The sequence below is a fragment of the Rhodococcus sp. Eu-32 genome (assembly GCF_003336925.1).
Classification (GTDB): Bacteria; Actinomycetota; Actinomycetes; order Mycobacteriales; family Mycobacteriaceae; genus Rhodococcoides; species Rhodococcoides kyotonensis_B.
This window is the reverse complement of sequence record NZ_QGNK01000007.1, coordinates 1-12,318: the sequence shown is the minus strand read 5'-3', so window position 1 is coordinate 12,318 and position 12,318 is coordinate 1. Positions and strand designations below refer to the sequence as shown.

14 protein-coding genes and 1 tRNA gene are annotated in these 12,318 nt (G+C 64.6%); 9 read left to right on the top strand and 6 right to left on the bottom strand.

The genetic code is table 11. From position 1 onward, the window contains the following. Window positions 1-5: 5 nt before the first annotated feature. The 3 genes from DK926_RS10315 to DK926_RS10305 all read right to left on the bottom strand — a co-directional run bounded on the left by DK926_RS10315 (window position 6) and on the right by DK926_RS10305 (window position 2,274). A complete protein-coding gene (locus DK926_RS10315; RefSeq protein ID WP_068423361.1) occupies window positions 6-623 on the bottom strand; it encodes a hypothetical protein in 618 nt (205 codons plus the stop codon). A gap of 2 nt (window positions 624-625) precedes the next feature. Then, window positions 626-2,008 (bottom strand): DUF2252 domain-containing protein, encoded by a 1,383-nt coding sequence (locus tag DK926_RS10310; protein WP_114330334.1) that lies wholly within the window; start codon window positions 2,006-2,008, stop codon window positions 626-628. A gap of 62 nt (window positions 2,009-2,070) precedes the next feature. After that, on the bottom strand, window positions 2,071-2,274 hold the full coding sequence (locus tag DK926_RS10305) for a DUF3072 domain-containing protein (protein ID WP_068423357.1): 204 nt from the start codon (window positions 2,272-2,274) through the stop codon (window positions 2,071-2,073). A 123-nt stretch (window positions 2,275-2,397) separates the two neighbouring features. On the opposite strand from DK926_RS10305, the gene DK926_RS10300 reads away from it, so the two are divergent. After that, window positions 2,398-2,748 carry an excalibur calcium-binding domain-containing protein gene (locus DK926_RS10300; RefSeq protein WP_114330333.1) on the top strand — a complete coding sequence of 117 codons (351 nt, stop codon included), beginning with the start codon at window positions 2,398-2,400 and terminating at the stop codon, window positions 2,746-2,748. A 75-nt stretch (window positions 2,749-2,823) separates the two neighbouring features. Next, on the top strand, window positions 2,824-3,750 hold the full coding sequence (locus DK926_RS10295; RefSeq protein ID WP_243636743.1) for a pseudouridine synthase: 927 nt from the start codon (window positions 2,824-2,826) through the stop codon (window positions 3,748-3,750). 21 nt (window positions 3,751-3,771) lie between these two features. Here DK926_RS10295 and DK926_RS10290 read toward each other — a convergent pair. After that, a tRNA-Ser gene (locus DK926_RS10290) sits at window positions 3,772-3,858 on the bottom strand. Between the two features lie 52 nt (window positions 3,859-3,910). Next, the gene (locus tag DK926_RS10285; RefSeq protein ID WP_114330331.1) at window positions 3,911-4,348 is read right to left on the bottom strand and encodes a MarR family transcriptional regulator; all 438 of its coding nucleotides are present in this window, start codon (window positions 4,346-4,348) and stop codon (window positions 3,911-3,913) included. 144 nt (window positions 4,349-4,492) lie between these two features. On the opposite strand from DK926_RS10285, the gene mgrA reads away from it, so the two are divergent. Together mgrA and DK926_RS10275 are read left to right on the top strand one after the other, a co-directional pair. Further along, window positions 4,493-5,527, top strand: coding sequence for an L-glyceraldehyde 3-phosphate reductase (gene mgrA, locus DK926_RS10280; protein WP_114330330.1), 1,035 nt, complete (start codon window positions 4,493-4,495; stop codon window positions 5,525-5,527). Between the two features lie 82 nt (window positions 5,528-5,609). Then, entirely contained in the window at window positions 5,610-6,581 is a 972-nt protein-coding gene (locus DK926_RS10275) for an NAD(P)H-quinone oxidoreductase (RefSeq protein ID WP_114330329.1), read from the top strand. 54 nt (window positions 6,582-6,635) lie between these two features. Here the strand turns inward: DK926_RS10275 and DK926_RS10270 are convergent, their stop codons facing one another. After that, complete coding sequence (locus tag DK926_RS10270) at window positions 6,636-7,838, bottom strand: cysteine desulfurase-like protein (RefSeq protein ID WP_068423350.1); 1,203 nt, start codon at window positions 7,836-7,838, stop codon at window positions 6,636-6,638. 168 nt (window positions 7,839-8,006) lie between these two features. On the opposite strand from DK926_RS10270, the gene DK926_RS10265 reads away from it, so the two are divergent. The 5 genes from DK926_RS10265 (at window position 8,007) to DK926_RS10245 (ending at window position 12,224) form a co-directional block, all read left to right on the top strand. After that, window positions 8,007-8,591, top strand: a complete 585-nt coding sequence (locus DK926_RS10265) for a bacterial proteasome activator family protein (protein ID WP_068423348.1) — start codon at window positions 8,007-8,009, stop codon at window positions 8,589-8,591. 50 nt (window positions 8,592-8,641) lie between these two features. Beyond that, on the top strand, window positions 8,642-9,517 hold the full coding sequence (locus DK926_RS10260; protein WP_068423346.1) for an ABC transporter permease: 876 nt from the start codon (window positions 8,642-8,644) through the stop codon (window positions 9,515-9,517). A 9-nt stretch (window positions 9,518-9,526) separates the two neighbouring features. After that, window positions 9,527-10,330 carry an ABC transporter ATP-binding protein gene (locus DK926_RS10255; RefSeq protein WP_068423344.1) on the top strand — a complete coding sequence of 268 codons (804 nt, stop codon included), beginning with the start codon at window positions 9,527-9,529 and terminating at the stop codon, window positions 10,328-10,330. A gap of 4 nt (window positions 10,331-10,334) precedes the next feature. After that, window positions 10,335-11,237, top strand: a complete 903-nt coding sequence (locus DK926_RS10250) for a glycosyltransferase family 2 protein (protein WP_114330493.1) — start codon at window positions 10,335-10,337, stop codon at window positions 11,235-11,237. An 84-nt stretch (window positions 11,238-11,321) separates the two neighbouring features. Further along, the gene (locus tag DK926_RS10245; protein WP_114330328.1) at window positions 11,322-12,224 is read left to right on the top strand and encodes a TylF/MycF/NovP-related O-methyltransferase; all 903 of its coding nucleotides are present in this window, start codon (window positions 11,322-11,324) and stop codon (window positions 12,222-12,224) included. The last annotated feature ends 94 nt before the right edge of the window (window positions 12,225-12,318 follow it).

The following is a 12,318-nucleotide window of genomic DNA, read 5'->3' as shown; positions in this document are numbered from 1 at the left end:
AAGTTTCACGCGATCTTTGGGATATCTACAGAAGGCCTCATGAGCAGGGCCGCGACCAGGAAACACACAGCTCCCACGAATGTTCCGAAGTTGGCTATCGCTGCGTTCGAGAGCTCCCCTGTCGACGGATCCACGAACGCCGCGATCGCCGACACACCGAAGGCGACCGACCCGATCATGTTCAGCCACGTCGTCCGCCAGTTCCGCGCGGCAGGGTCCCACAGGGCATCGGTCTCGGTCGTCGCGAGGACTGCGAGTCCGCTCGCGATGAGGAAGGCCGCAGACCCGAAGACGTCCGGACGCCACACCCATTTGTCCGCCTGTTCCGCCGTCAGACCGCTCACCATCGCGATGCCGGTGCTGACGTTGAACAGCAGCGTGCCGACGAACTGGATCGCCGCTGCCCACCAATCGAACAGTTCGACCCTCCTCGATTCCTCCCCCGGCACCGGCCTGCCGCTCAGTCGCAGAGCGATGAACCCGGCTGCGGTGAAGAAGAGCGAACCGACGAAATACGTGACGTTGTCGCTGTCGACGCCGACCCACTGCGCGTAGCCGGGCACCGCAGCAAGTGCGAACAGCACCGAGCCGATGACGAATCCCCAGGATTCGCGTCGCAGCATGCTCAGATTCCTGCATGTGCGACGATCCGGCCGTTGTCGATGGCCGTCACGAGTGCCGCGTGATCGGCTGCGTTCTGCACCGCGTAGACCTCTGCGAAATCGGTGATCGCGTCCTCGAACCTGGTGCTCGATCCCAGGTAACCCGCGATCTCGACCCGGTCCCCTGACCTGGCGTGCGCGTAGGCGAGTACCTTCCCGCACAACTGTCCGTACAGTTCCATGCCGCTCGGCTCCATGGCCTCGACGACGGCCGATCCCTTGCCGTCGCGCAACTGACGCAGATAGAAGTCACGCGTCGCGCCGTCGGGGTCGGCGCCACGTTGCCATCCGAGAAAGATGTCACTCGACGCCTGCATCAACCGCTGCCCATCGACGACGCGTCGGCCCTCGTTGTCGTACGCCGGCCCGGGCCAGTAGCGCGCGATGACGGACTGCTGCGCTTCCTTCGCCTGAAGGAACAGCGGGTCGGTCTCGTCGGCGCCCACCATGAGCAGGATCCAGGCCCGCGTCCCGACACTGCCGACGCCGACGACCTTGCGGGCGAACTGTACGAGCCGGAACGAGTCGAACAGCACCTGCTTGTCCTGCTGAAACGTGGAACGGTATGCCTGTAAACGAGTTTCGAGTTCGCGATAGATCGCTGCCGGGTCGTCGTTCATGTCCTCGATCGGAACGACGAGCGGTGGGTCGGCGATGATGCGCCTTTTGCCGTCGACCACCTCGGTCAGCTTGGCCAGGGCTTGAATGTTGTCTCGTGAACGCGCTTTTCGCACCATCTGCTGGGTTCGTTTGCGCTGCACGGGATCGAGCTCGCCCTGCACGGACTCGAGCTCGTCGGTCACCTCGACGTTCGAGTACCACACAGCGAGATTGCCGAGTTCGGCTTGCCGCCTGATGGTTTCGCGGTACGTACATGCCGACGACCGAACGATGCGCCGACGTTGCTTGCCCGAGAACCCGCGCGACTCGGCCGCGATCGCGAGACTCGCTGCGAGTCGCTTCACATCCCACTCGAACGGGCCGGGATGGGTCTCGTCGAAATCGTTGATGTCGAACGCCATTCGACGCTCCGGCGTCGCATAGACGCCGAAGTTGCTCAGATGCGCGTCGCCGCACAGCTGAGTCTCGATGCCGGAATTCGGGGCGCGAGACAGATCGTCGGCCATCACCAGCGCGGCCCCGCGGAAGAACGGGAACTCCGCCGCAGCCATTCGGCCGTATCGAATCGGAACGAGGTCCGGTACACGCGTCGCCGCCTGCTGTTCGAGCAGCGCCACCGGGTCACGACGGACGGCGCGATGCTCGGCGAGAGATTCGAGGGGCGTCGCGCGTCGCGCAGTCTTGCCCCGTTTACGCCGGGCATCGCGATCGAGCGTCAGGGTCATCGATCGATCGTGACGCCCGTCCGGCCGCTCGTCGTCATCCGCTACGGGTGGATTTTCGAAGGTCAGCCGCGGCCGGTCTCGTCCTGCAGCTTGTCGATCATCTCCGACGCCTCCGCCTTGGTCAGGCCCTCGGGCACTTCCTCGTCGGCCTCCTGCGCCAGCGTGTTGAGGTAGCTCTCCTGCGGGCCGGTGGCCGGCTCACCGCCGGTGACCCACTTGTCGGGATCCTTCTCGGGGTTCTGACTGACCTGGGTGTTTTCGCTCATATGTTCGTATACGCCATCGGTGCCCGGCCTAAACCCGTTCATTCGCGGAGATGAATCCGATTGACTGTTCAATCTTCTGGCCCGAAAATCAGACCCTTACCCCCTTTTCGTCAGGAGCACGACATGAAGAGCAAGAACCTGCTGGTGCGCGCCGGACTCGGTGGCGTCGTCCTTGCGGCCGCCATGGTCACCACGCCCGCCGTCGCAGCCGCAGATCCGATCACGGATTTCCTGTGCAACTCGGGATCGGCGCAGTTCTGCCCGCCGCCCCCTGCCTTCGTGCCGCCGCCCGCGCCTCAGGCTGCGCCCGCACCTCAGGCTGCGCCCGCGCCTCGGCCGGCACCCGCGCCGAGCGCATTCCAGTACAAGAACTGCACCGAGGCTCGTGACGCCGGCGCAGCTCCCGTCTACCGCGACGAGTACGGCTACGGCCCGCACCTCGACCGCGACAACGACGGCATCGGCTGCGAGTAACCCCTGGACCCGCGCTCGTGCAGGCCGGAAGGCCACTTTTGCCTGCACAAGCGCGGACTCGATACCGTCGCCTACGTGAGACGACGCCAGCAACCGCCGCTACCGAAGCGGCATGGGCTGGACCCGGCCAGAGTGCGGATGCCGGAGGACGGGCACTGGAGCACGGTCCGCACATTCTTGTCGGACAGCCAGACTCGGATATCGGGTGCACGCCTCGACGAGATGTTCGCGGCAGGCGAGATCGTCGACATGTTCGGGCCCCTCTCGGTCGACGCTCCCTATGTTCCCGGCGACGCCGTGTGGTTCCACCGCGACCTCCCGGACGAGACGCCGGTGCCGTTCGACATTTCCGTCGTGTATCGCGACGAGACGATCGTGGTCGTCGACAAGCCGCATTTCCTCTCGACCATTCCGCGCGGCGGCCACGTGCTGGAAAGCGCGTTGGTGCGGTTGCGTCGAGACCTCGCACTGCCGTTCTTGGTGCCCGCACACCGATTAGACCGCGTCACAGCGGGATTGGTGCTGTTCGTCGCCGACCCGAAGGCTCGTGGGGCGTATCAGTCGCTGTTCCAGGACCGCAAGGTCCGTAAGACGTACGAGGCTGTTGCTGCGTCGTCGAATCACGACTTTCCTCTGACAATCGAGAGCCGAATCGTCACGGAGAAGGGCACTTTCGACGCTCGCGAGGCCGACGGTGAACCGAATGCGAAGACCGTCGTCGAACTGCTGGACGTTCGAGAAGGGCTGGGCCGCTACCGATTGCATCCGCACACCGGGCGCACCCACCAGCTACGGCTGCACATGAACTCGCTCGGCACCCCGATCGTCGGCGACGACCTGTACCCTGAACCCACGGGACGCGCGGTCGACGACTTCACCGATCCGCTTCAGTTGCTCGCGTCGGAACTCGAGTTCGTGGATCCGGTCTCGGGTGCGACGCGGCGATTCGAGACCGGCCGCACTCTGCAGGCTTGGGACGAAACGAACGAATCCCCCTCCTGAATCGAAGGGGGATTTCGCCCGCGGAAGCGGAGGGATTTGAACCCCCGGACGCGGTTAGACGTCTCTCGCTTTCAAGGCGAGTGCATTGGGCCGCTCTGCCACGCTTCCTGGCCTCGCTACTACGTGGGAGATACTAAACGCTCCGCGAGTAGGGAGCCAATCACCCCTCGGCGCCGGAGCTCGACATCGCCGCGTCGACCTTCTCGAAGATGTCCCCCAACACCGCGAGTTGATGAGGCGTCAGCAGATCCACCAGATGCCTCCGGACGCTGGCCACATGCGTCGGTGCCGCGTCGGCGAGCCGTCGTCGACCCTCGGTGGTGATGACGGCCAGGACGCCCCTGCCGTCGTCGACGCACGTGCTGCGGCCGACCATGCCGTCGGCCTCCATCCTCCGAATCTGATGGGTGAGCCTGCTGCGGGAGGAGAGAACGCCGTCGGCGAGATCGCTCATACGCAACGACCCGTCCGCCGATTCGGACAACATCACCAGGATGCGATATTCCGCCATCGTGAGGTCGTGCCCATCCTGCAAATCCTTGTTGAGTACCCCCATCAGTCGTTGGCCGCCGTCGACATAGGCGCGCCACGCTCTCATTTCCGCAGCATCGAGCCACTGCGGGTCCCCCCCGGGACCAAAGGATCGTTCGGCCGTCACCGGACCATATTAAGCAACGAAGCTACCGATGAGTAGCACGCCACGGGGATGTCCGCTTCCGACGGTTACGCCTACTGTCGTGGGATGTCCCAACCACACATCGATCCCCCTTACGTCGCCGCCGACGACCGCTACGAGTCGATGCAGTATCGACACGTCGGCAGTAGCGGACTGAAACTTCCGGCGATCTCGCTGGGCCTGTGGCACAACTTCGGCGACGACACTCCGCTCGCGACACAACGAGCCGTGCTGCGTCGCGCATTCGATCTGGGTGTCACGCACTTCGACCTCGCCAACAACTACGGTCCGCCGTACGGCAGTGCCGAGAAGAACTTCGGCCGCATCATCTCCGAGGACTTCGCCGGGTACCGCGACGAGCTGATCATCTCCAGCAAGGCGGGCTGGGACATGTGGCCGGGCCCGTACGGATTCGGCGGGTCGCGGAAGTATCTGCTGTCGTCGCTCGATCAGTCACTGCAGCGCATGGGCCTCGACTACGTCGACATCTTCTACAGCCACCGGCCCGATCACGACACGCCGTTGGAAGAGACCGCGGGCGCATTGGTCAGCGCCGTCGAGCAGGGCAAGGCGCTCCACGTCGGCATCAGTTCGTACACGCCGGAAGGCACCGCGACGATGGCGTCGTTGCTCGAGAAGGCCGGTGTTCCGCTGCTGATCCACCAACCCAGCTACTCGATGGTGAACCGGTGGATCGAGGACGGCCTTCTCGACACACTCGAACAGGTCGGAGCAGGCGCCATCGCGTTCTCGCCGCTCGCGCAGGGAATGCTGACCGACAAGTACCTGAACGGCATTCCCGACGGCTCCCGCGCGACACAGGGCAAATCGTTGAACCCGGACTGGTTCACCGACGAGCACGTCGGAGAACTGAACGCGTTGAACGACATCGCGTCGTCGCGCGGCCAGTCGTTGGCGCAGCTGGCGCTGAGCTGGGCATTGCGTGATCCACGCGTCACTTCGGTGCTCGTCGGCGCATCCAGCGTGCAGCAGCTGGAGAACAACATCGGCGCGTTGCAGAACCTGGACTTCTCGGACGACGAGCTGAGCCGAATCGATCAGCACGCCAAGGACTTCGGAATCAATTTGTGGGACATCTGATGCGCTACGCGCCCGTGCGCGGATAGTTGGACTCTGGGCCAACTATCCGCGCACGGGTGGCGTAGCCGCATAGGGTGGACGCATGCATGCGATAACACTGACAGAGTTCGGTTCCCCCGACGTCATGCAGTGGACCGAGGTCCCCGATCCGACGCCTGAACCAGGACAGGTCGTCGTCGACGTCGCCGCCACCGCAGTCAACCGCGCCGACCTGATGCAGCGTCAGGGCAAGTACCCGCCTCCCCCCGGCGCGAGCGAAATTCTCGGTCTCGAATGTTCCGGCGTCATATCGGAATTGGGCGAGGGCGTACACGACTGGAAAGTCGGCGACCGCGTGTGCGCCCTGCTGGCAGGCGGCGGTTACGCCGAGAAAGTCGCGGTCCCGTCGGTCCAGCTCTTTCCGATTCCGGCAGGCCTGGATCTGCATGCGGCAGCGGCGCTTCCGGAAGTGGCGTCGACGGTGTGGTCGAATCTCGTGCAGTTCGGCGGTATGCGATCCGGCCATACGGTGCTGATCCACGGCGGTGGAAGTGGAATCGGAACGCACGCAATCCAAGTCGCCAAAGCCCTGGGCGCGACGGTGGCAGTGACGGCGGGGTCGAAGGAGAAAATCGACTTCTGCGCGTCCCTCGGCGCAGACATCCTGATCGACTACAAGAACCAGGATTTCGTCGAGGAGCTACCCGATGGCGCCGACCTCATCCTCGACAACATGGGCGCAAAATACCTGGAGCGCAACGTGAATGCGCTCGCCAAGGACGGAAAGCTGATCACGATCGGAATGCAGGGCGGTGTCAAGGGTGAACTGAACTTCGGCGCCCTGATCGCCAAGCGTGGGACCATCCACGCGGCCGGACTCCGCGGCCGACCGGTGACCGGGCCGTCGAGCAAAGCCGACATCGTCGCCGACATGACCGAGCGCCTGTGGCCGATGATCGAGGAGGGACGCGTCGCACCGATCGTGCATGCCGAACTGCCGATCACCGAAGCAGCGGAAGCACATCGGCTTCTCGACGCGGATGCCATCGGCAAGGTGATTCTGCGGGTGAGCTGACCCATGTGCGCGAAAATACATAGCCCTCTATGTATTTTCGCGCACGGGCGCCGGCTAGCGAAGCGCCGCCAGCGCCTTCACGAGTTGATCGATCTCGTGCCGCGTCGTGTACGGCGCGAGGCCGATGGTGACGGCACCGCCTTCGTCGTTGACGCCGAGGGCGTCGAGCAGGCGACTCCCACTGTGGATGCCGCTGACCGTTCCGATGCGGTTCTGCGCGAGATGCTCGGCGACCTTCTCGGCGGAGGTGTCGGCGACGGTGAAGCTGAGCGTCGGGATCCGGCTGGGCGCGTCGCCGAGAACCATGACGTGGTCGAGCTTGCCGAGCGCGCGAAGCAGGTAGTCGAACAGGCGGTCGTGGTAGTCCTGCAGCGATCCGATGGACAGCTGCAGGCGTTCCCGACGCGTCCCCGTCGCCGCTTCGTCGAGGTTGGCGAGATAGTCGATCGACGACACGACGCCGGCCAGCAACGCGTACTGGTGACCCGAAACCTCCAGTCGCTCTGCGCCTTTCGCGAACGGGTTGAGCGACATCGACGGAATGCGATCGAGCAGACCGGGATCACGGAACACGAGGGCGCCGACCTTGGGCCCGCCCCACGCAGCTGCACTGACCGCGACGACGTCGGCGGCGAGTTCGTCGATGTCGACGTGCGCGTACGGTGCCGCGCCTGCCGCGTCGACGACGATGAGTCCGCCGACGGCGTGGACACGGTCGGCTGCGACGCGGACGTCGGGCGCGGATCCGACGATCGGCGACGCGGCCGTCATCGCGACGAGACGGGTGGTGGAGGTGATCAGTTCCTCGAACTGCCAGCTCGGAAGTTCACACGTGTCGATCTCGACCTCGGCCCAGCGGACCTGTGCGCCGTAACGATTGGCGATGCGTAACCACGGCGCGACGTTCGCTTCCTCGTCGAGCCGAGACAACACCAGACCGGTCCCCAGCCCGAGCCGAGACGACAGCGACTCGGCGAGCCAGGCGAGCATCGTCGCGCGGTCCGGACCCAACACGACGCCGGCCGGGTCGGCGCCGACGAGGTCCGCGATGGCAGCTCGGGCGGCGTCGAGAAGTCCCGCGCTGCGCCTCGACGACATGTGGCCGGAGGTGTGAGTCGGCGCGCTTCCGCGAAACGCCGTGGACACTGCCGTCGACACACGGTCGGGTATCTGCATACCGTTCTGCGGATCGAGGTGGATCCAACCGTCGCCCAACGAGGGAATCGATCCCCTGACTCGTGCGACGTCGTACCCCATGCCGGACACTCTAGGCGTTGACAACGCGGGCGCGTGTGCCACGCCCCTCGTTCGACAGGACGGCATTTCCTTCGAGCACGCTTGTCTTCCCTCCATGTCCTAAGCCCCTGAACAGGATAATCGGCCCCGCTCGTCGCGCAATCCCTCGTGACGCGTAAGGATGGCTGTATGACGCAATCGGACTCGTTCCCGAATTCCGACAACGGCGACCACGTCGTCGTGATCGGCCCGAACGGACAGCCTCTCGCATTGAGCCGCGAGGAGGCAACCGCTGCCGCCGCCAGGGCGGCAGGAACCGAAGCGCCGTCGAACGACGAACAACCGCTCTCCGAGATGGTCGAGCAGCCGGCGAAGGTCATGCGCATCGGCACGATGATCAAGCAGCTGCTCGAAGAGGTCCGCGCAGCTCCTCTCGACGACGCCAGCCGGGCTCGGCTGAAGGAGATCCACCAGTCGTCGATCCGCGAGCTCGAACAGGGCCTGGCTCCCGATCTGCGCGACGAGCTCGAGCGTCTGGCACTCCCCTTCGGCGAGGACGCCATCCCGTCGGATGCGGAACTCAGGATCGCGCAGGCCCAGCTCGTCGGCTGGCTCGAAGGACTGTTCCACGGAATCCAGACGGCACTGTTCGCGCAGCAGATGGCAGCGCGCGCTCAGCTCGAACAGATGCGGCAGGGCGCACTGCCGCCGGGGGTGAGCATCAACCCCGGTGCAGGCGGTCCTAGTGGCGGCGGTACCGGCCAGTACCTGTAGCCGACCAGCGGAATGACCCGTGGTTCGCTGGGCGGGTAAGGTCGACCGTCGTGTCAGCCCCAGCGAAGAACCCCGAGAACGAAGCAGGAGAGCGCGTGCCCGTTCCCGTTTCGGACTCGCAGACCCTCAAACGCGCGTTCGGCGACCTGAAGACCGGGTTCCGTCAGCGCGAGCTGTGGCTGCACCTCGGATGGCAGGACATCAAACAGCGCTACCGTCGGTCGGTCATCGGTCCGTTCTGGATCACCATCGCCACCGCCGTCCAGGCCACGGCAATGGGACTGCTGTACTCGGTGCTGCTGGACATGGACCTGAAGACGTTCCTGCCGCACGTCGCCGTCGGCCTCATCATCTGGAACTTCATCAGCGCCGCCATCCTCGAAGGTGGCGACGTCTTCGTGGCCAACGAAGGCCTGATCAAGCAGCTGCCGTCGGCGCTGTCGGTCCATGTGTACCGGTTGGTGTGGCGTCAGGTGCTGCTGTTCGCGCACAACCTGATCGTCTACGTCATCATCATCGCGATCTTCCGGCCCACGTTCCACTGGACCGACCTGTCGGCGTTCCCGGCGTTCGCACTGCTCGCGCTCAACGCGGTGTGGGTCGCGCTGCTGTTCGGCATCATCGCGACGCGCTACCGCGACATCGCACCGATCCTCGCGTCGATGGTCACGCTGCTGTTCTTCATGACGCCGATCGTCTGGACGACGCAGGGTCTGCTGAACCAGGGCGGGCAGGCGGCCGAACGTGCACGCCTCGTCGAGATCAACCCGCTGTTCCACTACCTGGACATCCTCCGCGCCCCGATGATCGGGGAGCCGCAGGAGGCGTACCACTGGTACATCGTGCTCGGCTGCACGGCCGTCGGCTGGTTGCTGACGATCGTCGCTCTCAAGAAGTACCGGGCCCGCGTGCCCTACTGGGTTTAGGGGACTTTCATGTCAGTGAGCATCACGACGCACGAAGCCTGCGTCGACTTCCCGATCTTCGACGCCAAGACCAGGTCGCTGAAGAAGGCGTTCCTCGGCAAGGCCGGTGGAGCGATCGACCGCAACAGCTCCGACGTCGTCGTCGTCGAAGCCCTTCGAGACATCACGATGAATCTGAAGGAAGGCGACCGCGTCGGCCTCGTCGGACACAACGGAGCAGGCAAGTCGACGCTGCTGCGACTGCTGTCCGGCATCTACGAGCCGACGCGCGGCTCCGCGTCGGTCAAGGGCCGCGTCGCCCCCGTCTTCGACCTCGGCGTCGGCATGGATCCCGAGATCTCCGGCTACGAGAACATCATCATTCGCGGGCTGTTCCTCGGGCAGACGCGCAAGCAGATGCTCGCGAAGATGGACGAGATCGCCGACTTCACCGAGCTCGGCGACTACCTCGACATGCCGCTCAGAACCTATTCGACGGGTATGCGCGTGCGCGTCGCGATGGGCGTCGTCACCAGCATCGATCCGGAGATCCTGCTGCTCGACGAGGGCATCGGAGCCGTCGACGCCGAATTCATGAAGAAGGCGCGCATCCGTCTGCAGGAGCTGGTCAAGCGTTCCGGCATCCTCGTGTTCGCGAGCCACTCGAACGAATTCCTCGCCCAGCTGTGCGACCGCGCGATGTGGATCGACCACGGCCAGGTGCGTCAGGAAGGCGGTATCGAAGAAGTCGTCCGGGCGTACGAGGGCGACGACGCCGGTGACCACGTCGCGACGATCTTGAAAGAGCTCGAACGGGACGACAAGAGTGCCTGACGTCGTGGCGCAGGACAAGATCGTCGGAGTGATCGTGACGCACAAGCGTCGCGAGCTCCTGGCTCTTTCGCTCGACGTCATCACCAAGCAGACACGCCCACTGGACCACCTCGTCGTCGTGGACAACGCGCACGAGGATGCGGTGCGCGAGCTCGTCGAGTCGGCGTCGATCCCGACGACCTACCTTGGGTCCCATCACAATCTGGGTGGAGCCGGTGGATTCGCACTTGGAATCCTCTACGCGCTGTCACTCGGCGCGGATTGGGTTTTCCTCGCCGACGACGACGGCCGTCCCGAGGGCCCGCACGTTCTGGAGACGCTGTACGACTGTGCGTCGAAGCACGGCCTCGACGAGGTCTCTCCCGTCGTCTGCGACATCGACGATCCCGACCGTCTGGCGTTCCCGCTGCGGCGAGGTGTCGAGTGGCGTCGGCTGCGGTCCGAGTTGATCGACCCGCGCGATCCCGACGACGATCTGCTCGAAGGAATCGCGTCGTTGTTCAACGGCGCCCTGTTCAAGGCGTCGACGATCGACGCCGTCGGCGTGCCGGACCTTCGATTGTTCGTGCGCGGCGACGAGGTGGAGATTCATCGTCGGCTGCAACGGTCGGGCCTGAAGTTCGGTACTTGCCTGACGACGGCGTACGTGCACCCGAACGGCGCCGACGAGTTCAAGCCAATCCTCGGCGGGCGGATGCACACGCAGTATCCCGACGACGAGACCAAGCGGTACTTCACCTACCGCAACCGCGGTTACCTCATGTCACAGCCCGGAATGCGGAAACTGCTGCCGCAGGAGTGGATTCGGTTCGGCTGGTTCTTCCTCGTGACGACTCACAATCCGAAGGGGTTGGTGGAGTGGTTGCGTCTGCGACGTCTGGGGCGTCGGGAGTATTTCAGGCGCTGACGCGCATGTGCGTGCGAATGTATACCCCTCGCTACATTTCTACTCACGAGCGCCCAAGGCGCCGTTCTCGGCTACCGTGTGCGCATGACGGAACCGCGGAAGCTGACCGATCGCATTCGACAGTCCGCGCGCGAGAAACTCCAACGCGCGCTGGGTGAAGTTCTCGACAAGCAGACCGCGCAGCTGGCCGAACAGACGAACGATCAACAGGCGAAGCTTCTCGACATCCTCGAACGTCAACGCCGCGAGATCGACGATCTGCACGCCTTCATCCGCGGCCTCGAGATGCGGATGCGTCGGGACATTCCGTATGCCTCCGACGTCGAAGCGGCCGCGCAGAGCGCCGAGTTCGCCGAGGAGATGATGCCGAAGGCGCCGACGTTCCTCCGGCCGCACGCGACGCTCCGCTTTGCACTCGGCGAGGTGACCGTGAAGGGCATGGCGTTGGAGTTCGGCGTCGCCAGCGGGACGACGCTCGAGATCATCGCGGAGGAGCTGGCGTCGAACAACGATGTTTCGATCGTCGCCGGGTTCGACGTGTTCTCCGGCCTACCCGAGACGTGGCGTACCGGTTTCCCGAAGGGACTGTTCGAGCAGGAAGGCGAGCCGACGGTTCCGGGTGCCGAGATCGTGCCCGGTCTGTTCGAGGAGTCGCTACCCGGGTTTCTGAAGTCGCACACCGAGGATCTGGCGTTCCTGCACCTCGACGCGGACCTCTACTCGTCGACGGTCACCGTGCTCGATCTGGTGGCGGATCGCTTGGCCGTCGGCACCGTCATCGTGTTCGACGAGTACTTCAACTTCCCCGGCTGGCGGAACCACGAGTACCGCGCGTGGACCGAGTTCGTGGGCCGTACGGGTACCGAGTTCGACTACCTGGGCTACACCGCGGACAACGAGCAGGTGGTGGTTCGGATCAGGAAGGCGCCTTCGGCGCATGTGAGCAGAAATGTAGGCGGTCTCAAGCAGTCATCGCAACGTGCCTGATCATTGAGGGATGGTTGCGATGGGACGTCCGGTGTACACCAATGAGGTGCGGATGCTGTTCTGGGTTCTGTTGGGTTTGGGCTCGACGGTGAAA